Origin of the sequence: Planococcus versutus (genome assembly GCF_001186155.3) — a bacterium.
Lineage (GTDB): Bacteria > Bacillota > Bacilli > Bacillales_A > Planococcaceae > Planococcus > Planococcus versutus.
The window spans coordinates 14,097-37,634 of record NZ_CP016540.2 but is presented as its reverse complement, the minus strand read 5'-3'; the positions used below and the strand labels follow the sequence as shown (position 1 = coordinate 37,634).

The 23,538-nt window shown below is 42.3% G+C and carries 16 protein-coding genes, 1 tRNA gene, 4 rRNA genes, 1 other RNA gene and 1 other annotated feature; of the genes, 3 read left to right on the top strand and 19 right to left on the bottom strand.

Translation table 11 applies throughout. From position 1 onward, the window contains the following. Positions 1-3: 3 nt before the first annotated feature. The 11 genes from holB to ffs form a co-directional block, all read right to left on the bottom strand. Positions 4-996, bottom strand: coding sequence for a DNA polymerase III subunit delta' (gene holB / locus I858_RS00150; RefSeq protein ID WP_049695090.1), 993 nt, complete (start codon positions 994-996; stop codon positions 4-6). 116 nt (positions 997-1,112) lie between these two features. Next, a complete protein-coding gene (locus I858_RS00145) occupies positions 1,113-1,442 on the bottom strand; it encodes a cyclic-di-AMP receptor (RefSeq protein ID WP_008498586.1) in 330 nt (109 codons plus the stop codon). Between the two features lie 116 nt (positions 1,443-1,558). Next, positions 1,559-2,209, bottom strand: a complete 651-nt coding sequence (tmk, locus tag I858_RS00140) for a dTMP kinase (RefSeq protein WP_049695089.1) — start codon at positions 2,207-2,209, stop codon at positions 1,559-1,561. 385 nt (positions 2,210-2,594) lie between these two features. Further along, positions 2,595-4,037: an aminotransferase class I/II-fold pyridoxal phosphate-dependent enzyme gene (locus tag I858_RS00135; RefSeq protein WP_049695088.1), complete on the bottom strand. Its 1,443-nt coding sequence runs from the start codon at positions 4,035-4,037 to the stop codon at positions 2,595-2,597. A 142-nt stretch (positions 4,038-4,179) separates the two neighbouring features. Continuing rightward, a 5S ribosomal RNA gene (gene rrf, locus I858_RS00130) occupies positions 4,180-4,295 on the bottom strand. An 81-nt stretch (positions 4,296-4,376) separates the two neighbouring features. Further along, a 23S ribosomal RNA gene (locus I858_RS00125) occupies positions 4,377-7,307 on the bottom strand. Positions 7,308-7,516: 209 nt separating this feature from the next. Beyond that, positions 7,517-9,066: ribosomal RNA gene (locus I858_RS00120) — 16S ribosomal RNA — on the bottom strand. Together the 16S, 23S and 5S rRNA genes form the textbook arrangement of a ribosomal RNA operon. Before the next feature lie 522 nt (positions 9,067-9,588). Then, complete coding sequence (gene recR, locus I858_RS00115) at positions 9,589-10,185, bottom strand: recombination mediator RecR (RefSeq protein WP_049695128.1); 597 nt, start codon at positions 10,183-10,185, stop codon at positions 9,589-9,591. A 12-nt stretch (positions 10,186-10,197) separates the two neighbouring features. Next, positions 10,198-10,518, bottom strand: a complete 321-nt coding sequence (locus tag I858_RS00110) for a YbaB/EbfC family nucleoid-associated protein (RefSeq protein ID WP_049695129.1) — start codon at positions 10,516-10,518, stop codon at positions 10,198-10,200. A gap of 27 nt (positions 10,519-10,545) precedes the next feature. Continuing rightward, positions 10,546-12,279, bottom strand: a complete 1,734-nt coding sequence (gene dnaX / locus I858_RS00105; RefSeq protein WP_049695130.1) for a DNA polymerase III subunit gamma/tau — start codon at positions 12,277-12,279, stop codon at positions 10,546-10,548. Positions 12,280-12,442: 163 nt separating this feature from the next. After that, positions 12,443-12,708: signal recognition particle sRNA large type (gene ffs / locus I858_RS00100), an RNA gene on the bottom strand. Between the two features lie 239 nt (positions 12,709-12,947). On the opposite strand from ffs, the gene I858_RS00095 reads away from it, so the two are divergent. Then, a tRNA-Ser gene (locus I858_RS00095) sits at positions 12,948-13,040 on the top strand. Positions 13,041-13,110: 70 nt separating this feature from the next. Here I858_RS00095 and I858_RS00090 read toward each other — a convergent pair. From I858_RS00090 to I858_RS00080, 3 genes are all read right to left on the bottom strand, one after another. Then, complete coding sequence (locus I858_RS00090; RefSeq protein ID WP_049695131.1) at positions 13,111-13,779, bottom strand: deoxynucleoside kinase; 669 nt, start codon at positions 13,777-13,779, stop codon at positions 13,111-13,113. Beyond that, positions 13,776-14,414, bottom strand: coding sequence for a deoxynucleoside kinase (locus I858_RS00085; RefSeq protein ID WP_049695132.1), 639 nt, complete (start codon positions 14,412-14,414; stop codon positions 13,776-13,778). The genes I858_RS00090 and I858_RS00085 overlap by 4 nt, the downstream gene beginning before the upstream one ends. Before the next feature lie 95 nt (positions 14,415-14,509). Continuing rightward, positions 14,510-15,370, bottom strand: coding sequence for a YitT family protein (locus tag I858_RS00080; protein WP_049695133.1), 861 nt, complete (start codon positions 15,368-15,370; stop codon positions 14,510-14,512). 123 nt (positions 15,371-15,493) lie between these two features. Here I858_RS00080 and tadA point away from each other — a divergent pair, with 123 nt between their 5' ends. Beyond that, positions 15,494-15,985, top strand: a complete 492-nt coding sequence (gene tadA / locus I858_RS00075; protein WP_157886459.1) for a tRNA adenosine(34) deaminase TadA — start codon at positions 15,494-15,496, stop codon at positions 15,983-15,985. Here the strand turns inward: tadA and I858_RS00070 are convergent. Continuing rightward, positions 15,980-16,858 carry an alpha/beta fold hydrolase gene (locus I858_RS00070; protein WP_049695134.1) on the bottom strand — a complete coding sequence of 293 codons (879 nt, stop codon included), beginning with the start codon at positions 16,856-16,858 and terminating at the stop codon, positions 15,980-15,982. The two genes, tadA and I858_RS00070, sit on opposite strands and share 6 nt — an antisense overlap. A 93-nt stretch (positions 16,859-16,951) precedes the next feature. Next, entirely contained in the window at positions 16,952-18,226 is a 1,275-nt protein-coding gene (gene serS, locus I858_RS00065) for a serine--tRNA ligase (protein WP_049695135.1), read from the bottom strand. 61 nt (positions 18,227-18,287) lie between these two features. After that, positions 18,288-18,494: a binding site (T-box leader), on the bottom strand. Positions 18,495-18,815: 321 nt separating this feature from the next. Here serS and pdxR point away from each other — a divergent pair. Further along, positions 18,816-20,210 carry a MocR-like pyridoxine biosynthesis transcription factor PdxR gene (pdxR, locus tag I858_RS00060; protein WP_049695136.1) on the top strand — a complete coding sequence of 465 codons (1,395 nt, stop codon included), beginning with the start codon at positions 18,816-18,818 and terminating at the stop codon, positions 20,208-20,210. Here pdxR and I858_RS00055 read toward each other — a convergent pair. The 3 genes from I858_RS00055 to rrf (I858_RS00045) form a co-directional block, all read right to left on the bottom strand. Then, entirely contained in the window at positions 20,207-21,544 is a 1,338-nt protein-coding gene (locus tag I858_RS00055; RefSeq protein ID WP_420812636.1) for a serine hydrolase, read from the bottom strand. The two genes, pdxR and I858_RS00055, sit on opposite strands and share 4 nt — an antisense overlap. 132 nt (positions 21,545-21,676) lie before the next feature. Further along, the gene (gene guaB / locus I858_RS00050; RefSeq protein WP_049695138.1) at positions 21,677-23,140 is read right to left on the bottom strand and encodes an IMP dehydrogenase; all 1,464 of its coding nucleotides are present in this window, start codon (positions 23,138-23,140) and stop codon (positions 21,677-21,679) included. A gap of 254 nt (positions 23,141-23,394) precedes the next feature. Beyond that, positions 23,395-23,510, bottom strand: a 5S ribosomal RNA gene (rrf, locus tag I858_RS00045). Between the last annotated feature and the right edge of the window lie 28 nt (positions 23,511-23,538).

The window sequence follows — 23,538 nt, the reverse complement described above, 5'->3', positions numbered from 1 at the left end:
TTGCTACCCCTCCTGCAGATTCAGCATTAACTGCTCCATCAACAGCGTCCTATTCATATTACGTGGCAATTGCTGTTTGGCTTGTAAAATAGCCTGCAGCTGCTTAGACAATAACGTAAAGGAGCGTTGGAGTGCCATCTGCTTCCAAGTTTCTTCCATATCTGGATATGTGCGTGCAGTCTCAAGACCTGCTTTTACCGAAGCAATGTCTCGATATGCAAATAATAACATGTCTAGACCTCTTTCGGCATCTTCTTTTTCTTTAAATAACGGAAGCCATTCAGCTTGAAGCATCAAAAGTGCTTCGTGAACATTGCTACTAACCACTTCTACCATCTTTAAGACCGTTTTTCGAGATTCTGCAAATTGTTCATCTCGACTCATTGCTAGAGCCTCTTCTTCGCTTTGCGTCAGCATACTCACCGTGGCAGCCATTGAACCTGTCATGCCGTCTGCTATTAATTTTTCCATTAACTTAGGTCGTGACAACGGGCGAAACGACACCAATTGGCAGCGTGAACGAATGGTACTCATTATCGCATTTAGCCGTTCTGTCAATAAAATTGCTGTCACATTAAACTCTGGTTCTTCCAAAAACTTCAGTAAAGCATTTGCAGAAGAGTTGTTCATGCGATCTGCTTGCTCAATTACGTATATTTTACGCCCTCTGCTAAGACCGGTTTTATTCAATTTGAAAATCAACTCGCGAATTTGATCAATTTTAATGTTTTGACCATCCGGTTCAATGAAGATTATATTCGTGTGGTTGCCCGAATTATAAAGTTGACAACTGCGACATGTTTCACATGGAACATTTTCTATAGGCTTTTCGCATAGTAAAAGTTTCACAAAAAAATGTGTAATTTCTTTTTTTCCTGACCCTGCAGAACCCTCAAATAAATAAGCATGCGCTAAACGGTCTTTCCCGTAAGCTCCTTGTAGTCGTTTCATAACTACTGGTTGCATGTCTAAAAACTCATCTGTTGTTTTTTGCATCGACTTCACCTTCAGACTTTGTAAAAAATCCCGTGTTCCGACTGGAGCACGGGTATTGGTTATAGTACTTGTGAAAAATCATTTGATTCTAACGAAAACGCTTTTATTCTTATTGATTAAAAGTGATGGAATTGTTCAATTGGTAAAACGAAAATAGTTGCGCCGCCTACTTCGACTTCCACTGGATAAGGAATATACGAATCCGCGTTACCACCCATTGGAGAAACTGGCGCGACCATTTGTTCACGCGATCGGCAATTTTCACGAATTAAGTCCATCAATTTTGGAATTAAATCATCTTCCACACCGATTAAAAAGGTGGTGTTTCCTGAACGCAAAAACCCTCCCGTACTGGCAAGTTTTGTAGCCCGGAAATCATTTTTTGTTAATGCATTGGATAATCGGTTACTGTCTTGGTCCTGTACAACTGCTACTACGAGTTTCATCAGTACCCACTCCTTTTTATCTTTCTTCTATATAAGTATAACATGAACGACGGTGTACGCTGCATATCTTTCCAGCTTACTTTTAAAAAAGAGAAACTAAAAAACAACAGCTAATCCTATGTCGGATCAACCGTCGTTTGACGTTCTTCTATAAAGCGTTCAGCTATCTCCCAGGCATCTGCAAAAACAACAGGGAGCTCGTTTTCTGCATTAATTAAACGAATACGTTCAGGATTTTGACTCAACAATAAGAGATAGCCTTCTCTTACTTTGTAATGGAACTTCATCGACTCTACATCTAAACGATTTACTTCTCGTTCCATATCTCGTTCAATACGTGCCAGTCCAACTTTCGGATTCACATCAAAATAAAGTGTTAAGTCTGGCATGTGTTCATCGATAGCGAACTTGTTAATAGCAAGTATCTCTTCTATCCCAAGTCCTCGCGCATACCCTTGATAAGCTAAGCTTGAATCGATATAACGATCACATAAAACGATGCTTCCAGCTTCAAGTGCAGGAATGATTTTCTCCACTAAATGCTGTCTTCTTGCAGCAGCGTAAAGTAAAGCTTCTGTTCGTGCATCCATTGCTGTGTTTTTTCGATTTAAAATTACTTCACGAATTTGTTCGGCGATATCGATGCCACCGGGCTCTCTTGTACAGACAACAGAAAATCCCTTTTTAGCTAATGCTTCTGCCAACATGTTTAGAACCGTCGATTTTCCTGATCCTTCTCCGCCTTCAAGATTGATTAAATAACTCATTTTGCTGATCACCTTATTCCATGAAATTAATCATACTCTACTGTTTCAAACTCTTTTCACTATACACGAAATGCTGCTCTTTTTATAGTCACCGTTAAAAATAGAGCCTAAAAAACGCTTTTCGTTCTATTCACGCTTTTGTAAGCTAGGTTTAATAAAACAACTCTATTTAGCTTTCGCTAGATGGTTAGTTTTTTACACTACATAATCATATACTTCTCTGCTTCTTATTGTGTTGTTTTAATTCTAATTTCAAGCTATCTTTTATTTGCGGTTTAATGTGCTTATCCAAATTATATGTCATCATATCTTCAGAAGACAAAAAGAAGTTTTTTTGGTCACAATGAATCCATTTTCCCAATTATTCGATCACTCGCAGTGTTATTTATGATTTGTTTGGTGATTGTTGCGTTTCTTGAAGAACTGATAATTGCTTGGATGCTAAGCGATGGTCACCTTGGATTTGTGCGTTTGCAGCAAGGTGATTCATTAACTCTTCCACTTTCGATAGCGTCCATTTTTCGCCTGGCACAATTAAAGGAATACCAGGGGGATAGGGAATCACCATACCTGCTGCAATTCGTCCAATAATTTGGGTATACGAAACCCATTCTTGATCAGCTAATTCGATTTCTTCAAAAGACAACGCTGGAATGGTGACGTCTTGTAAGATGGGTATTTCTATTTGTGTTTTTTGTCTACTTTCTGCTTGTAACATGGCAACTGCTTCTTTTAAACGGCTGCGGATTTCTGCAAATGGATAGGCATGCCATTGCTTTAATAACGGCAATATCAACAATACTTGGAATAGATCTGCTAATTCCACTTCAATACCCACTTGCTCTAACTTTTGCTTAAATTGATAGCCACTATGGTGAGTGACCCTTAATATAACTTTTAACGGATCATCTGATTCTATAACTAGTAACTGTGGAATCATACGCAAGCTATTTAGAAAACGTTCGCGTTTTTCGTTAAACGAACGAATATCTGGTAAGGAAAAGTTTTGAAGATGAGCCCGTGCATCATCTAGAGAAGCTAATATTAAATAAGACGGACTGCTTGATTGAAACATCCGTAAATACTTTTGAATTCTTTTAACACTCACACGATCACTACCAACGTGCAAAAATGATCCCATTGTCATCGCAGGCAATGTTTTATGCGCTGATTGCACAACAACATCTGCTCCTAAAGATAAAGCAGAAACCGGAAACGGCTCACCTATTTGAAAATGAGCACCGTGTGCTTCATCTATTAATACTGGAATGTCTTGTTTGTGACATAGAGCAATAATTGCAGCAAGTTCTTCTGAAGCGATTCCATAATAATTAGGGTATGTCAGAATTACTGCTCTTACTTCTGGATAGGCCGTTATTGCAGCTTCTATTGTCTTAAGAGAAGCCAAAGCAGCAGTCATGGACTCTTCATGCCATTGAGGAGAAACATACACAGGCTGGACACGTGCAAGTTCTAACGCATGAAAAATGGATTTGTGCGAGTTACGCTGAACGACTACTTTGTCACCTTCTCGACAAGCAGCGTAAATCATCGCTAAATTTCCTACCGTTGAACCGTTGACTAAAAAAAAACTCTGCTTGGTATTATAAGCTTGTGCTAACAAGTACTGTGCATCTTGTATGATTTCTTCTGGATAATGAAGATCGTCCAAACCTGTTAGTTCTGTTAAATCATAGGACAATGCAGATTGAATTTCTTCTGGTAGTCCCGATAAAACACCGTGTTTATGTCCTGGCACATGAAAAGAAAAGGGCTGTCTTTTTTGGAATCGGATTAATGCATCTACAATCGGACGTCGTTGTGTCATGAATTTTCATCCTCACATTTATTAATTGAGTCTATTATACCAATCCCAAATTAAAATCGTGGTTTTAAGGAACAAGTCTTCTACTAAACGTAAAAAAGCCGTTACCGGAATCGGTAACGACTTTTTGTGTGTGGTCATTGTTGCCCAGCGACGTCCTACTCTCACAGGGGGAAACCCCCAACTACCATCGGCGCAAAAGAGCTTAACTGCCGTGTTCGAGATGGGAACGGGTGTGGCCTCTTTGCCATCATCACTGGACTATTTTAATTGAGTGCTTGTTCACTCAAAACTGGATAAACGACAGATGAAACAAATCGTGCATGATTCGCGTACAGTTTGTTGGTTAAGTCCTCGATCGATTAGTATTCGTCAGCTGCACGTGTCGCCACGCTTCCACCTCGAACCTATCTACCTCATCGTCTTTGAGGGATCTTACTTGCTTGCGCAATGGGAAATCTCATCTTGAGGGGGGCTTCGTGCTTAGATGCTTTCAGCACTTATCCCGGCCACACATAGCTACCCAGCGATGCCCTTGGCAGAACAACTGGTACACCAGCGGTGTGTCCATCCCGGTCCTCTCGTACTAAGGACAGCTCCTCTCAAATTTCCTGCGCCCGCGACGGATAGGGACCGAACTGTCTCACGACGTTCTGAACCCAGCTCGCGTACCGCTTTAATGGGCGAACAGCCCAACCCTTGGGACCGACTACAGCCCCAGGATGCGATGAGCCGACATCGAGGTGCCAAACCTCCCCGTCGATGTGGACTCTTGGGGGAGATAAGCCTGTTATCCCCGGGGTAGCTTTTATCCGTTGAGCGATGGCCCTTCCATGCGGAACCACCGGATCACTAAGCCCGTCTTTCGACCCTGCTCGACATGTACGTCTCGCAGTCAAGCTCCCTTCTGCCTTTACACTCTGCGAATGATTTCCAACCATTCTGAGGGAACCTTTGGGCGCCTCCGTTACTCTTTAGGAGGCGACCGCCCCAGTCAAACTGCCCGCCTGACACTGTCTCCCAAGCCGATCAGGCTTGTGGGTTAGAATTTCAATACAACCAGGGTAGTATCCCACTGACGCCTCCGCCGAAGCTGGCGCTCCGGAATCTAAGGCTCCTACCTATTCTGTACAAGTTGCACCAAAATTCAATATCAGGCTACAGTAAAGCTCCACGGGGTCTTTCCGTCCTGTCGCGGGTAACCTGCATCTTCACAGGTACTATAATTTCACCGAGTCTCTCGTTGAGACAGTGCCCAGATCGTTACGCCTTTCGTGCGGGTCGGAACTTACCCGACAAGGAATTTCGCTACCTTAGGACCGTTATAGTTACGGCCGCCGTTTACTGGGGCTTCAATTCGCACCTTCGCTTGCGCTAAGCACTCCTCTTAACCTTCCAGCACCGGGCAGGCGTCAGCCCCTATACGTCACCTTACGGTTTTGCAGAGACCTGTGTTTTTGCTAAACAGTCGCCTGGGCCTATTCACTGCGGCTCTCTCGGGCTATTCACCCTACCAGAGCACCCCTTCTCCCGAAGTTACGGGGTCATTTTGCCGAGTTCCTTAACGAGAGTTCACTCGCTCACCTTAGAATTCTCTTCTCGCCTACCTGTGTCGGTTTGCGGTACGGGCACCTCCCGCCTCGCTAGAGGCTTTTCTTGGCAGTGTGAAATCAGGGACTCTGAGGTAAACCTCTTGCCATCACAGCTCAACGTATCAGGAATGGGATTTGCCTCATTCCACGCCTCACTGCTTGGACGTGCACAACCAACGGCACGCTCTCCTTATCCTTCTGCGTCCCCCCATTGCTCAAACGGCGGGGAGGTGGTACAGGAATATCAACCTGTTGTCCATCGTCTACGCCTATCGGCCTCGACTTAGGTCCCGACTAACCCTGAGCGGACGAGCCTTCCTCAGGAAACCTTAGGCATTCGGTGGACGGGATTCTCACCCGTCTTTCGTTACTCATACCGGCATTCTCACTTCTAAGCGCTCCACCAGTCCTTCCGGTCTGACTTCAACGCCCTTAGAACGCTCTCCTACCACGGATCTCCGAAGAGATCCATCCACAGCTTCGGTAATCCGTTTAGCCCCGGTACATTTTCGGCGCAGTGTCACTCGACCAGTGAGCTATTACGCACTCTTTAAATGATGGCTGCTTCTAAGCCAACATCCTGGTTGTCTAAGCAACGCCACATCCTTTTCCACTTAACGGATATTTGGGGACCTTAGCTGGTGGTCTGGGCTGTTTCCCTCTTGACTACGGATCTTATCACTCGCAGTCTGACTCCCAAGCATAAATCACTGGCATTCGGAGTTTGTCTGAATTCGGTAACCCGGGATGGGCCCCTAGTCCAAACAGTGCTCTACCTCCAGGATTCTCTATCTTGAGGCTAGCCCTAAAGCTATTTCGGAGAGAACCAGCTATCTCCAGGTTCGATTGGAATTTCTCCGCTACCCACACCTCATCCCCGCACTTTTCAACGTGCGTGGGTTCGGGCCTCCAGTAAGTGTTACCTTACCTTCACCCTGGACATGGGTAGATCACCTGGTTTCGGGTCTACAACTACATACTCTATCGCCCTATTCAGACTCGCTTTCGCTGCGGCTCCGCCTTCTCAGCTTAACCTTGCATGTAATCGTAACTCGCCGGTTCATTCTACAAAAGGCACGCCATCACCCATTAACGGGCTTTGACTACTTGTAGGCACACGGTTTCAGGATCTATTTCACTCCCCTTCCGGGGTGCTTTTCACCTTTCCCTCACGGTACTGGTTCACTATCGGTCACTAGGAAGTATTTAGCCTTGGGAGATGGTCCTCCCAGATTCCGACGGAATTTCACGTGTTCCGCCGTACTCAGGATCCACTCTGGAGGGGAAGGGTTTTCGGCTACGGGGCTGTTACCCGCTGTGGCGGACCGTTCCAGGTCGCTTCGCCTAATCCTTCCTTTTGTAACTCCGTATAGAGTGTCCTACAACCCCAAGAGGCAAGCCTCTTGGTTTGGGCTGATCCCGTTTCGCTCGCCGCTACTCAGGGAATCGCATTTGCTTTCTCTTCCTCCAGGTACTTAGATGTTTCAGTTCCCTGGGTCTGCCTTCTCATGTGCTATAGATTCACACATGGATCCTGTCCCATTAAAGACAGGGGTTCCCCCATTCGGAAATCTCCGGATCATCGCTCACTTACAGCTCCCCGAAGCATATCGGTGTTAGTGCCGTCCTTCTTCGGCTCCTAGTGCCAAGGCATCCACCGTGCGCCCTTTCTAACTTAACCACTGGTTAATTAAAAAGTTGTGGCAACATGTGCCACGCGTACTTTGAATCCATGTTTCATTTGTTTCAATGTCGTTTTATCCAGTTTTCAAAGAACAAGTCTGAAAGTCACAAAAAAAGGCGTTGCCGCCTGAAGATGAACCTTCAAAACTGAACGCAAAACGTCAACCCCGGAGCGCCTAAGGCGCCCGGTTCCGAATTTATCCTTAGAAAGGAGGTGATCCAGCCGCACCTTCCGATACGGCTACCTTGTTACGACTTCACCCCAATCATCCGTCCCACCTTCGGCGGCTGGCTCCACAAGGGTTACCTCACCGACTTCGGGTGTTACAAACTCTCGTGGTGTGACGGGCGGTGTGTACAAGGCCCGGGAACGTATTCACCGTGGCATGCTGATCCACGATTACTAGCGATTCCGGCTTCATGCAGGCGAGTTGCAGCCTACAATCCGAACTGAGAACGGTTTTCTGGGATTAGCTCCCCCTCGCGGGTTGGCAACCCTTTGTACCGTCCATTGTAGCACGTGTGTAGCCCAGGTCATAAGGGGCATGATGATTTGACGTCATCCCCACCTTCCTCCGGTTTGTCACCGGCAGTCACCTTAGAGTGCCCAACTAAATGCTGGCAACTAAGATCAAGGGTTGCGCTCGTTGCGGGACTTAACCCAACATCTCACGACACGAGCTGACGACAACCATGCACCACCTGTCACCACTGTCCCCGAAGGGAAAAGTGTATCTCTACACCGGGCAGTGGGATGTCAAGACCTGGTAAGGTTCTTCGCGTTGCTTCGAATTAAACCACATGCTCCACCGCTTGTGCGGGCCCCCGTCAATTCCTTTGAGTTTCAGCCTTGCGGCCGTACTCCCCAGGCGGAGTGCTTAATGCGTTAGCTGCAGCACTAAGGGGCGGAAACCCCCTAACACTTAGCACTCATCGTTTACGGCGTGGACTACCAGGGTATCTAATCCTGTTTGCTCCCCACGCTTTCGCGCCTCAGCGTCAGTTACAGACCAGAAAGTCGCCTTCGCCACTGGTGTTCCTCCACATCTCTACGCATTTCACCGCTACACATGGAATTCCACTTTCCTCTTCTGTACTCAAGTTCTCCAGTTTCCAATGACCCTCCACGGTTGAGCCGTGGGCTTTCACATCAGACTTAAAGAACCGCCTGCGCGCGCTTTACGCCCAATAATTCCGGACAACGCTTGCCACCTACGTATTACCGCGGCTGCTGGCACGTAGTTAGCCGTGGCTTTCTGGTGAGGTACCGTCAAGGTGCCAGTAGTTACTTGGCACTTGTTCTTCCCTCACAACAGAGTTTTACGATCCGAAAACCTTCGTCACTCACGCGGCGTTGCTCCGTCAGACTTTCGTCCATTGCGGAAGATTCCCTACTGCTGCCTCCCGTAGGAGTCTGGGCCGTGTCTCAGTCCCAGTGTGGCCGATCACCCTCTCAGGTCGGCTACGCATCGTTGCCTTGGTAGGCCATTACCCCACCAACTAGCTAATGCGCCGCGGGCCCATCCTGCAGTGACAGCCGAGACCGTCTTTCCGTGCAGCCTCAGGAGAGGCCGCAAACTATTCGGTATTAGCACCGGTTTCCCGGAGTTATCCCGATCTGCAGGGCAGGTTGCCCACGTGTTACTCACCCGTCCGCCGCTAAACCAAAGGAGCAAGCTCCAATGGTTCCGCTCGACTTGCATGTATTAGGCACGCCGCCAGCGTTCGTCCTGAGCCAGGATCAAACTCTCCATTATAGAGAACATTTGACTGCTCTAGTTGTTGCTGGCACCATCCGAAGATGGCTTGATCTACAAAATGCTGATCAGTAAATTTTCGTCACGCACACCGAGATGAAAAACAACTTTGCTCTGTTTGCCAAAGGCAACCTTTGCAAAAGCCGTGCTCACACCGAGGTTCTCGTGACGTCTTTCGTTGACGTTTTGCTGTTCAGTTTTCAAGGTTCAAGTTGTTTTAAATTATCGCGTCGTTCTTTACGACTCCTATGATACTAAAGCATAAACTTCAGACTGTCAACACTTTTGGTAAATAAAATTATATTTGTAAAACATTTTTCAGCAAACTTACTCTTCCTTCTATATAAGAGTTTAAAAAAGAAGTCAATTAATAACCTTAAGAGAGCCATTTTTATCAACTTCTTTTTTGACTCTATCTATATAACAGCTATTCTTTTTTATCATTCATTATATGCAAAACATAACAAATTAGAATAGTTTCCATTTTTAGAAGTAAAAAATCCTATTACGTGATTTTTTTTATTAAAGTTCTCGTCGACCTTCTAATGCTTTAGACAACGTCACTTCATCCGCATATTCCAAATCTCCACCTACTGGTAACCCATGAGCAATTCGAGTAGTTTTGATGCCCGAGGGTCTGACAAGACGCGAAATATACATTGCCGTAGCTTCTCCTTCGATTGTCGGATTGGTAGCTAAAATCAATTCTTCTACTTCTTCATCTTGAAGACGTTTTAAGAGAGACGGAACGTTGATATCTTCAGGGCCAACTCCATCCATAGGAGAAATAGCTCCTTGCAAGACATGATACAAGCCTTTGTAATCGCGCATCTTCTCCATCGCAATGACATCTTTGGGGTCTTGTACAACACAAATTGTTGTACGATCACGTTGCTGGTCCTGACAAATATGACAAGGATCCACATCGGTAATATGACCACATACTGAACAAAAGCTCAAATTTCGTTTTGCATCCACTAGCGCTTTAGCAAAATCAAGCACTGTATCTTCTTTCATTCCAAGTACAAAAAACGCCAGACGGGCTGCTGTTTTCGGCCCGATCCCTGGCAGTTTCATAAAACTCTCCATTAATTTCGAAATAGGTTCTGGATAATGCATAGTTATTGCCTCCTAGAACATTCCTGGCATGTTCAAGCCCTTCGTGAATTTCCCCATTGTGGAATTCGCGTGATCGTCCGCTTTTTTAAACGCATCGTTTGTCGCTACAACTAAAAGATCTTGTAACATTTCAACATCTTCAGGATCTACAACTGTTGGATCAAGAACGATATCCAATACTTCTTTATGTCCGGATACAGTAACTTTAACCATGCCACCGCCTGCTGCTCCTTCGAATTTCAATGTCCCTAACTCTTCTTGAGCCACTGCCATCTCTTTTTGCATTTTTTGCATTTGCTTCATCATGCCTTGCATATTTCCTCCACCGCGCATAATTAGTTCCTCCTTAGAATTTTCATTTTAATCGTCATGAACTTCGACAAAGTCTTTTCCGAAAAGACGCTCAGCTTCTGAAACGAACGGATCTTCTTCCGCTACTGCTCCTTCACCCGAAAACGGATTTTCTTCTTCAGCCTCTGACTGTTTTTCTTCAGTACCCGACTTCAATCCGCTCTTTTTAATAAATTCTTCACGGATTTTCAGCCAACTAGCATCTGGTACAAAAACCGGTGTATATGCTTTGCCTGCGTATTGCTCCAGCAATTGGCTAAACGTCGCAGCAAAGGTCTGATTTTCAGAAGCCATCTGGCAATGAATATCATACTTGAATTTTAACACAAATGCATCTGCTGATGCCGCTACTGGCTCTGCATCATTCAATAAAGCCGAATGCGACCGCTGCAATTGATCCATTACAGTTGCCCAATTGGTTTTAATTGCTTGAATATCAACTTTCGTTGCATGCTTTAAGACATCTTGAATGCGTCCTGTTGGTATTTTAAAATTGCTTTGTACGCGCTGACGTTTTTTTTGCTCAGCAGGCGTTACCTGTACGCTACCGCCTGCTCCATTTTTAACTTGTTGTTGCAATTCATGCACTAAGTTTTCCAACTGAATCACTTTTGCTTCTAGTTCGGGTGATACAGCCGAGGCTGTACTTTGAACTGGCACGTCTGCTTGCGCCATTTTTAGCAAAGCCGTTTCCATATAAATTTTTGTGTGGTTTGAAAAACGCATTTCTTGCTGAGTTTTTGATAAAATATCAATCCAATTATAAAGCGTTGTTGGTTCGAATCGATTAGCTAGCTCTTCGAATCGGGGTTCGTGCGTTACCAACTCCAACATATCGTGAAGGTCGGGAGCTGTTTGAATCAATAGCAAGTCCCGGTAGAAGGTAATAAAGTCTTCAACCAAACGCACAGGATCTTTGCCATCACGCACTAGTTGTTCTAAAAGCGTTAATGATTGTCCAACATCTTTTGCAAGCAAGGCTTCTGCTATTCCATAGAATACATCTTGGCTAACAGAACCTGTTACGAGCAGCGCATCTTCAACAGTCATCTCGTCTCCACTGAACGATACAACTTGGTCTAACAAACTCAATGCATCACGCATTCCACCTGCAGCAGCTTGCGCGATAATTTTAAGCACTTGTTCGTTGTATGGAATTTCCGCATCTGTTAGTACTTCTACCATTCGTGAAACAATATCGACTTGTGTATGTGACTTAAAATCAAAACGCTGACAACGAGAAATAATCGTTAACGGCAATTTATGAGGTTCTGTCGTTGCTAAAATGAAAACCACATGTTCCGGTGGCTCTTCTAATGTTTTCAACAACGCGTTAAAAGCACTGTTTGATAACATATGCACTTCATCGATGATATAAATTTTAAAACGTGAATTCGCTGGCGAAAAACGGACTTTTTCAATAATTTCACGCATTTCCTCAACACGCGAATTGGATGCTGCGTCAAATTCAATAACATCGGTATTTGACCCTTCATTAATGCTGAGACAAGATGCACATTTATTACACGGTTCTGCGGTTGGTGCTTGCTCACAGTTTAGCGCTTTTGCAAATATTTTAGCGGCACTGGTTTTCCCTGTCCCTCTTGGTCCTGAGAACAAATAAGCGTGTGTCGTCTTATTGTAAAGGAGAGCATTTTGAAGGGTTTGTTTGACATGCGTTTGACCTGTCATTTCTGAAAACGACTGTGGTCTGTAAACACGGTAAAAAGCTTGATACGCCAACTTATTCTCTCCTTTTGAAGAATCTGTTTTTCATCCTATCATTATATCATAAAAGTTCGGTTTTTCTGAACGATTCCCTGTTGTCCAAAAGATGACTCTGGAACTCAATAATAAAAAACCTGCCAGCTACAAGAGCGGACAGGTTTGAACTTACATATTATTGCCGTGCACCTTTCTTCGACTGCTGTACATAAGCGTTACCCATGTCGCTGGCTCGATCTAGGCGATCCCGCGGCACATGGAATATTCCACTTAATGCTGCTTCCTTCCGGACCTGACATGGTTCATGGGATTCCATTGCGCAGGACCCAGATGTCAACACTACGTGCATGAGGCAGACCTTACAGACAGACAGCCTCAGAAAGGAATTCAGTCCCGCTAAAGCGGATTGCAGGTTACAGGACACCGCTATCTTCCCACCTAGCACGGCATTTACTAGTATACGAATTAATCGAGGAAAAATCAATCCGTAACCTTTATTTAATGATAATTTCTTTTTAATCTCTTCTTTTTTAGAGGCTTGTTGTAACACGTAAGAAAACAGATTTTTATTGACTAGACTGACTAATACGTTTTGTGTTGAACTTTTTTAGTAGTAAATTTTAAAAAAGATGAAAAACTGTTGACAGCTATTGTTCATCCATGATAAATTAATTCTTGTCCGATACGGAGGAATACCCAAGTTTGGCTGAAGGGATCGGTCTTGAAAACCGACAGGGGAGTCAAATCCCGCGGGGGTTCGAATCCCTCTTCCTCCTCCATTTTAATCCAACTAATTTATAACTTTGATATAGCAATCCAATCCAGAAAGCTTACGCTTTCTGGATTTTCTTATTTACGGAGAATAGAAGTTTGTTGCATAAAACCACCGATACGTTCGACAATTTGTTCAGAGCACTCTGGATTTGTCATAAGGTCATAATCATTAATGTTTAAACGTAATACGGGACATCCATTAAAAGAATTGATCCAACTTTCATAACGCTGATGCATCTCCAACCAGTAATCTACTGGTGTTTGTTGCTCCATTGCCCGTCCACGTTCTTGAATGCGCGAAAGGATATCCTCAATCGATCCTTCCAAGTAAATCAATAAATCTGGATGTGGGAAATAAGGCGTCATGACCATGGCTTCAAACAAATTCGTGTATGTTTCGTAATCTACGTTGTTCATTGTGCCTTTATCCCAATGCATTTTCGCGAAAATACCGGTATCTTCATAAATCGAACGATCTTGAATAAAACCGCCACCGTATTCAAACATTCGCTTTTGTTCTTTAAAGCGTTCCGCAAGAAAATAGATTTGCAAATGAAAGCTCCATTTCTCAAAATCCTCATAAAATAAATCTAGATAGGGATTGGTATCGACATTTTCAAACGACGTCCGGAATTGCAAAGCATCTGCTAATGCTTTTGTCATCGTTGATTTCCCCACACCAACCGTACCGGCTATTGTAATTACCGCATTCGGTGGAATGCCGTATTTTTCGCGTAAATTCATAAAGTCAAGCTCCTTTTCTGTAAAGTGCCTTCTACTTTGTCTAAAATCAATTGCAAATCGCCATCATTTTGAACAAAATCGATTTCATCTCCATTAAAACGTAATACCGGAATTTCTGGATGTTGGCGTTCAAAACGTTCGATAAACTCATGATAATCGGCTGAGAGTTGTTCCATGTATTCTGGCGTAATCAGTTGCTCAAACTCTCGCCCACGCAATTTAATTCGTTTCATCAATGTGTCTAAACTGGCATGTAGGTAAATTACCATGTTTGGTTTTGGCATATCTACCGTCAGAATGTTATAGATAGCTTCGTATTTGGTATACTCAGCTTCTGGCAATGTTCGCTTCGCAAAAATGAGGTTTTTGAAAATATGATAATCTGCTACAACCGGTTCTTTTTTCGAGATAAACTTCTTCTGGATATCCGATAATTGTTTATAGCGATTGCATAAAAAGAACATCTCTGTCTGGAAGCTCCACTCTTCTATATCTTCGTAGAACTTATTTAAAAATGGGTTTTCGTCAACAATTTCTTTTAACAACTGAAATTGATTTTGATCAGCGAGCGCTTTGGTGAGCGAAGTCTTACCTACGCCAATCGGACCTTCTACCGTGATAAATGGCACCGGCATGCGAAGTCCTCCTTTTTCGATTCAAGTAAAATACAATGCCATTTATTTTAACACACCACTCGGGCTAAAAGTAGAGTGAAAAAACAGCTGATTTATCAATGAATTGGTTTTTTAAAAGTCGCGCCATGAACTTCCTGGGTATCCATTATTGTTAGGAAGGCTTTTGGATCAACATCTGTAACAATTTGTTTAAGCTTTGTTAGTTCCAGGCGGGTGACTACTACATAAATAACATCTTTTGATGTATTCAAATAACCTCCTTGACCATGTAACTTAGTAAAGCTTCGACCCAGACGGTCATTAATAGCCGAGCCAATTTCTTCGTAGTCTTCTGAAATGATTAATACAGCTTTCGTATCTTCAAGACCTTGTATCACTACATCGATCGTCTTAGAAGCAATATAATACGTCAAAACCGAATACATCGCCTGCTCCATCCCAAGAACGAACGCAGCCCATCCAAAGATGAACACATTAAAGAACATGACAAACTCACCAATGGAGAACGGTAATTTTTTTGTTAATAAAATCCCAAGAATCTCGGTTCCATCAAGTGCTCCCCCATTACGAATAACAAGTCCAACACCCATACCGAGAAGCAATCCACCGAATATTGTAGCAAGAAGTGGATCTCTCACAAACGGTTCAAATTTGTGCATTGGAATGGCCATGACCGCTAATGTGACAATCGCAAAAATAGAAGAAACAAAAAAATTGCGGCCGATATGCTTGTACCCAAAATAAAGAAACGGTAAATTGATGACAACCATCAAGACACCAAAAGGAATAACTGTTAAATAGTTCAGTATTAAAGAGACTCCAATAATGCCACCATCAATAATCGAGTTTGGAACTAAAAACAATTCAATGGCCGCTGCGGCCAACGTAGCTCCTATAAAAATAAAGACAAATCGCAGAGTAAAATGAAGAGGTTTTTCTTTTTTATGTTGTTTCATTTTTTGATCACTCCTCACTATTTAATAGCCTGTTTCTTTAGTTTACGCTGTTCTGTAATTTTTGTCTGCATGACTCTTTTAATGGATTGAAAATGCTACACTAGATTTAAGGAGCGATGCATCATGAACGGAATGGAAAAAGATCATTATTATATGAATATGGCGATTGACGAAGCCCATAAAGCAGGAGCAAAAGGAGAAGTACCCATCGGTGCTGTTATCGTTCACAAAGATAAAGTGATTGCGCGAGCACATAATTTACGTGAAACAACGCAAAATGCCGTTACACATGCTGAACTACTAGCCATCCAACAAGCTTGTCTTTATCTTGGCAATTGGCGATTAGAAGACACGAAAATGTATGTTACGTTAGAGCCGTGTCCAATGTGCGCAGGCGCTATTTTGCAATCACGTATTCCTCATGTGGTTTATGGTGCACGTGATGCCAAGGCAGGCAGTGTGGATTCACTTTATCGCTTGTTAAACGATGAACGATTTAATCACCAATGCCAAGTAACGGAAAATGTGCTAGCTGAAGAATGTGGACAGTTGCTCAAGCAGTTTTTTAAACATCTTCGAGAAGTGAAAAAACAAAAGCGGAAAGCCCAGTTATAGGGTTTTCCGTTTTTGTTCGTTAATAAATTGATCGATCAAGTGATGGACAATATCAGGTTGCTCATGTTGAATCCAATGTGTCGCTTCTTCAACAAATACTAAATTCACTTCTTCACAAAAAGCCATGCTTTCTTTTGCTAGCATAGGTGACAGAAATTGATCGCTCAGTCCCCAAATCATTCGGACAGGCACGCTAATCTTCGTACTAGGTACTTGCTTAGAGCTACCTCTTCGAATTGCGCGGTACCAATTCAGCATTGCTGTTAATGCGTCTGATTGTGACCATGCCACTTTGTATTGTTTGATTTCGTTTTCCGAAAAAGTATTCGGCTTGCTAGACTGCTCAAGCCCTTTTTGCATAGCTTTAAATCCACCCATGCTTAGAGCTTTTTCAGGTAGATGAGGTAACTGGAAAAAAGCAATATAAGCACTCTTCATCCATTGTAATGGATTTTTTTTGAGTACCTTTAGCATAGCTTGTGGATGTGGGATGTTCAAAACAATCAATTTTTCTACATATTCGGGACGCGTGGCCGCTAAATGCCAAGCTACTGCACCACCCCAATCATGTCCAATGATGATAGCTGACTTTTTTTGAAAATGCTCAATGATGCCAATGACGTCATCGCGCAAAGAATCCATCATGTAGTTATCGATTCCTATTGGCTTATCACTCAAATTATACCCACGCTGGTCAGGAGCAACTACTCGGTACCCCTTTTCTGATAAAAATTGCAGTTGATTTTTCCAACCAAACCAAAACTCTGGAAAGCCATGCAATAAAATTACTAAAGGTCCATCTTCTGGACCAGCTGCAGCTAGATGAAGCCTGATGCCATTCGTTTCGACAAACTGAAAGCTCACATTTTCCATGTCGCTGACTCCTTTCACGCTGACTCGCTATTTCTCCTTTACCCTTTTTGCCAAACAAAAAGCTCAAAAGCAACTTACTTTTGAGCTTCTCAATTATTTAATTACTTTTTTACCACCCATATAAGGCTGCAACACTTCCGGAATGTGAATAGATCCGTCTGTTTGCTGATAGTTTTCTAGTAAAGCTGCAACAGTACGACCAATCGCTAATCCGCTACCATTCAATGTGTGAACAAATTCAGGCTTACCTGTTGTTTCCCGACGGAATTTAATATTTGCACGTCTTGCTTGGAAATCTTCAAAATTACTGCAAGAAGAAATTTCTCGGTATGTCTGTTGGCTTGGAATCCATACTTCAATATCGTATTTCTTAGCTGCCGTAAAGCCAAGATCTGCTGTACACATTTTCAATACGCGATATGGCAGTCTTAAAAGTTGAAGCACTTTTTCCGCATGTCCTGTTAATTTTTCTAATTCATCATAAGAATTCTCGGGCTTTACAAAGCGCACGAGTTCGACTTTATTGAATTGATGCTGTCTAATTAATCCCCGTGTGTCACGACCTGCAGAACCAGCTTCAGAGCGGAAATTCGCGCTATAAGAAGCAAAGGCCTGCGGCAACATTTCGGCAGTTAAAATCTCATCTCGGTAAAAGTTAGTTACCGGCACTTCAGAAGTTGGAATGAGAAAATAATCCTCTTTTTCGATTAAAAATGCATCTTCTTCAAATTTCGGCAATTGACCTGTACCTGTTAAGCTTTCACGGTTGACCAAGTAAGGTGGCAACATTTCTTCATAGCCATGCTCTTCTTGGTGCAGGTCCATCATAAAGTTGATCAAGGCGCGTTCTAGACGTGCACCCAGTCCTCGGTAAAAGACAAAACGACTTCCTGTTACTTTAGCAGCACGCTCAAAATCAATGATGTTCAAATCAGTTCCTAAATCCCAATGTGGCTTTACTTCGAACTCAAACACTGGCTTGTCACCCCATGTGCGAATTTCTTCGTTGTCATCTTCAGAATCACCGTAAGGAACGCTATCATGCGGAATGTTTGGCAAACGCATCATGATGTAGTTCAAGTCTTCTTCTACCTTTTTTAACTCATCATCCATCACTTTGATTTGATCACCAACTTCACGCATTTTGGCAATGGCTCTGTCTGCATTTTCTTTCGCACGTTTCATCGTTGCGATATGTTGAGATGCTTCGTTGCGTTCTGCTTTTAACTTTTCAGTTTGCGTAATTAGTTCGCGGCGCTTTAAATCCAATCCTTCAAAATCATCAAGCACGGAAATATCTTCTCCACGCTTTCCGAGCTTTATTTTTACTTCTTCAAAATTGGCACGTACAAAACGAATATCCAACATCCTGTTTCCTCCTCAAAATTTTAGTTAAAAAAAGACAACAAAAATAGCCCCCATCCCTTGGTAAAGGGACGAGAGCTACCCGCGTTGCCACCCTGATTGATCGGCAAAAGCCAATCCTCTTCATCACATAACGGCATTAAAACCGGCAATGGCTTTTTTCGCCATGCAACTCCGGGGTGGATTCAAACGTGTTTTTCACCGATTCACACCAACCACCGGCTCTCTTTAGAAAAACACTCGTTTTACTACTTCCCATCAACGTTTCGTCTGTTAAATTAATCATACTTTACTATAAGTTGATGTTTTTGGCAAGAGTAGGTCTGACTTATCACTGATTATACTCAAAACATATGCCGTAATTCGAAGATCTTCAGTCAATGCTCTTGCTAATTCTTCCTAGTCGTAGCCATCTATTAAACGATCGTTTGTTGGATGGCTAGAGCCTTTAGTTTCTTTGAAAGGAAGAGTCTGACCCGTGTTGGTTCATTTTAATAAGTGTCCTATTCATTGATAAGTTCAGTATAATAACATTGACCATATAAAAAGAATTACATTTATCTACTTTAACAAAGTTAACTGGAGGAAAAAAATGGACATGCTTATGTTTCAACTTCAAAAAAAGTCAGTCATTCCACTATACAAACAACTTTATCAGGAAATAAAAAGAGCCATAATTGAAGGCAAAATACTTGTTGATACAAAATTGCCAAGTAAGCGAAAATTAGCAGATTATCTGCAAATTAGCCAAACAACTGTCGAGTTAGCTTACGCGCAACTAGTGGCTGAAGGGTTTATTGAATCACGACCACGTAAAGGATTTTATGCTCAACCCGTTGAAGAACTCGCGTATTTGGACATTCCGCATGACGAGCCTCTAGTGGAAGAACCGATATCGTACAAAATTGATTTTAACTCTAGCAGCATTGATACGCATTCTTTTCCATTTCTAACATGGCGCAAACTAACACGGGATATTTTAGATGATTCCAACCATGAGTTATTATTGTCCGGTCATCCTCAAGGCGATGACGTGTTACGCCAAGAGATTGCTCGTTATTTGTATCAATCGCGCGGTGTAGTTTGCGAGGCTGATCAAATTGTGATTGGATCTGGTACAGAGCAATTATTGCCTTTATTAATCCGGTTGCTTCATAAGGAGCTTGTTTACGGCTATGAAAATCCTGGCTATGCGTTAACTCATAGTATCTTCAGTCATCATGATCGCCAAGCCATTCCCATCGAGTTAGATTCAGATGGATTAAATGTTAGTCAGTTAGAAGCATCTATCGTAGATGTGGCGTATGTAACACCTTCTCATCAATTTCCGTCTGGTTCTGTGTTGAGCGCCACAAAACGAGCACAATTACTTAACTGGGCTGCAGCAAGACCTGAGCGTTACATCATTGAAGATGATTACGACAGTGAATTTCGTTATTCGAGCCGTCCGATTCCGGCTTTACAAAGTATGGATTTAAGCGATCGTGTTATTTATATTAGTACTTTTTCTAAATCACTTATGCCTTCTTTACGTCTTGCTTATATGGTATTACCTAAACGACTCTTACGCGCATATCAGCAAACGTTTCGTCATTACTCTTCATCCGTACCCAGACACGATCAACACATGGTCGCTAAATTTATGAAAGAGGGTCATTTTGCACGTCACTTAAATCGTATGCGTAAGCTTTATCAAAAGAAAATTAAACAACTCAGTGCTTCTCTCACATTATATGCCCCGGCAGTTGTAGTTTCTGGCGAACAAGCAGGGATGCACATTGTCTTAACCATTCAAACTCTATTGAGTGAACAAGAGCTTGTAGAACGAGCTAAACAAGTTGGGATTCGTGTAACTGGACTGCAATCTTATGATGTTCATAAAAGAGCTGATACACCACCAAAAATCGTTCTTGGATTCGGGGGCTTGTCAGAAGAAGACATTCATTCAGGAATTACCGAGTTGATGGCTTGTTGGGACATTTATTAAAATAACTCTTTTACAAAAGTACTTGTATCGTTCCAAAGAGCAGACATAAATTCTTCAGCGCTATGCAACGTTAAAGAAAACCAACTTGCACGTTCTATCGATTCGGTTGTGACTACTTTTATTTGTTTTTTATAGCCACTTAAATACCCATAGTCTGTGCCATCTGCTTTTGTTAACTCTACTGCTCCAACTACTAAATCTTTATCAACTGTTGCTTCTAAACTGTCGTTTTTAACGAGTTTATTGTCTAGTATTATCTCGAGTTGATATTGATCTTTATCGGCTGTTCGAATCATCATCGTTAGTGGTTCTTTCGTAGCAATTGCTACTTCTTTTTCGACGCCTTTTTCAACGTTCAACGTTTCTTGTCCTTTAATTTGATGACCTGCAGGAACGACTTCTTCCACAGTAAACTTGCCAAAACCATAGTCAAATAAATCACGTGTCGCATCAAAACGTGCTTTATAAGAGCCTTTTCCACGATCATCCACTGCACCCATCACTACAGCGATTAAACGCGTTTCTTGACGTTTTGCAGTTCCTGCGAACGAATAACCCGCAAAATCTGTGCTTCCTGTTTTTAATCCATCCATACCTTCATATTCGTAAATCAGCCCAGGAAGCATCGAATTCCAATTTTCCATCCGAGTCTCATCTACCGTTCCTTCACGAAACAGTTTAACTGGAATTTTTGTTGTGTCTAGTACTTCTGGATAATCATCCAATAAAATCTTTGTTAATTTTGCAACTGAACGTGCTGGCATGATATTTTCATCTGACTCTTTTGTTCCTTTTGGATGCATGCCCATTAAGCTAGAATTGCTAAGACCCGTTGAATTGACAAATATTGTGTCTTCTAAGCCCATTTCTTTTGCTTTTTCGTTCATTAACTCGACAAATTCGGCTTCTGTGTCCGCTAAGGTCTCTGCAATACCAATGGTTGCTGCATTTGCGGAGAATATTGCCATAGCCTCATACATTTCTTTAATAGTATAAGATTCCTCTTCACGAAATGGAACGTTGCTTAATCGCATATCTTGAGAAATTTGGTATGCATAATCTGTCACTTTATACTGTTGATCCCATGTTACTTGTTCTTTTGCAATAGCTTCAAGCAATAAATACTCTGTCATCATTTTAGTCATACTGGCAACTCCGAGAGGTTTTCCTGCATTTTTTTCATAGAGAATTTTACCACTTGTAGCATCTACTAAAATCGCAGCTTCTGCCATTACGTTTAATGACTCTTCTGCTTTTACTTGCTTTGGAACAATCGAGATGATTGTAAAGATAACTAGTACTGCTACCAATAATCTTTTACTTATTAAATTTATCACGTATTTAAATACCTCCGTCAATAAGATTTCACTTGCTAGTTTAGCATATTTTATAGACTCGATAACAAAAACGTAAAAAAAGCACCGTTTCCATCAATTGAAATGAGGGAGACGGTGCTTTGAAATAGATTAAAGTGAATAGTTTGGAGATTCTTTCGTGATTTGTACATCGTGTGGATGACTTTCACGCAAACCAGCACCCGTCATACGAATAAATTGTGCTTCTTCACGCAAAACTTGTAAGTCTTTTGTTCCACAATAGCCCATTCCTGCACGAATACCACCAAGTAATTGATGAATCGTATCGGAAAGAGGTCCTTTGTATGGCATGCGTCCTTCAATACCTTCGGGGACTAGTTTTTTCGCATCGTCTTGGAAATAACGGTCTTTCGAACCTTTTTCCATCGAAGCAATAGATCCCATTCCACGGTATGTTTTAAAACGGCGACCTTGGAAAATTTCTGTGTCTCCCGGGCTTTCCGTCGTACCGGCCAACAAACTACCTAGCATAACGACATGACCACCAGCTGCCAATGCTTTAATGATGTCGCCAGAATACTTAATTCCACCATCAGCAATTACTACTTTGCCATGTTTGCGCGCTTCTGTTGCACAGTCGTAAACAGCTGTAATTTGAGGAACACCAACGCCCGCTACTACACGAGTTGTACAAATAGAACCGGGCCCAATTCCCACTTTTACTACGTCAGCACCCGCTTCAATTAATGCCTTTGTGCCTCCAGCAGTAGCTACATTTCCAGCAATAATTGCTAACTCAGGATAAGTCATACGAATTTGCTTTACCATTCCTAAGACGCCTTGCGAATGACCGTGAGCTGTATCTAATACAATGACGTCTACAGAAGCTTTAACTAATTGTTCAACGCGCTTCATTGTATCGGAAGTAACGCCTACAGCAGCACCTACTAGTAAACGACCATGGTTATCTTTTGCAGCATTCGGGAATTCGATCACTTTTTCAATATCTTTAATAGTGATTAATCCTTTCAAGCAACCGTTACTATCAACAATTGGTAATTTCTCAATTTTGTATTGCTGCAAAATCTTTTCAGCATCTTCTAAAGTTGTTCCAATAGGAGCAGTGACTAATTTATCTTTTGTCATGACATCATTAATCATTAAAGAATAATCTTGAATAAAGCGCAAATCGCGGTTTGTAATAATTCCAACGAGTTTAAGGTCACTTTCATTGTTTACAATTGGAACGCCAGAAATTCGGTATTTCCCCATTAAATGCTCAGCGTCATATACTTGGTGTTCAGGAGTTAAAAAGAAAGGATCTGTGATAACACCATTTTCTGAACGCTTTACCGTAACGACTTGTTCCGCTTGTTCTTCAATGCTCATATTTTTATGAATGACTCCAAGTCCGCCTTGACGAGCCATAGCAATAGCCATCTTACCTTCTGTCACTGTATCCATGCCTGCACTGATGATTGGGATTTTCAACTTAAGTGTTGGAGTTAATTCAACTGACAGATCGATGTCTTTCGGTAAAACCTCTGAATGAGCTGGTACGAGTAATACATCATCAAACGTTAAGCCTTCTTTTACAAATTTCGATTCCCACATAAGTGAACGCGCCTCCTGCTTCCTTTTAAATATTATTGTTAAGGTTATCAGCGACGATATAGTGTGTCAAGAAACTACTAAAAGTAAAAGTATTTAGAATAATCATTCATTTAAGAACTATCTATTGAAATTAGCTAGTACCCTTTAAAAATTTCATTAAAATTCCAAAGATAACTAAAAATTATTTAAGTTACTCTAAACACAAAAAAGCCGTTACCGGAATCGGTAACGACTTTTTGTGTGTGGTCATTGTTGCCCAGCGACGTCCTACTCTCACAGGGGGAAACCCCCAACTACCATCGGCGCAAAAGAGCTTAACTGCCGTGTTCGAGATGGGAACGGGTGTGGCCTCTTTGCCATCATCACTGGACTATTTTAATTGAGTGCTTGTTCACTCA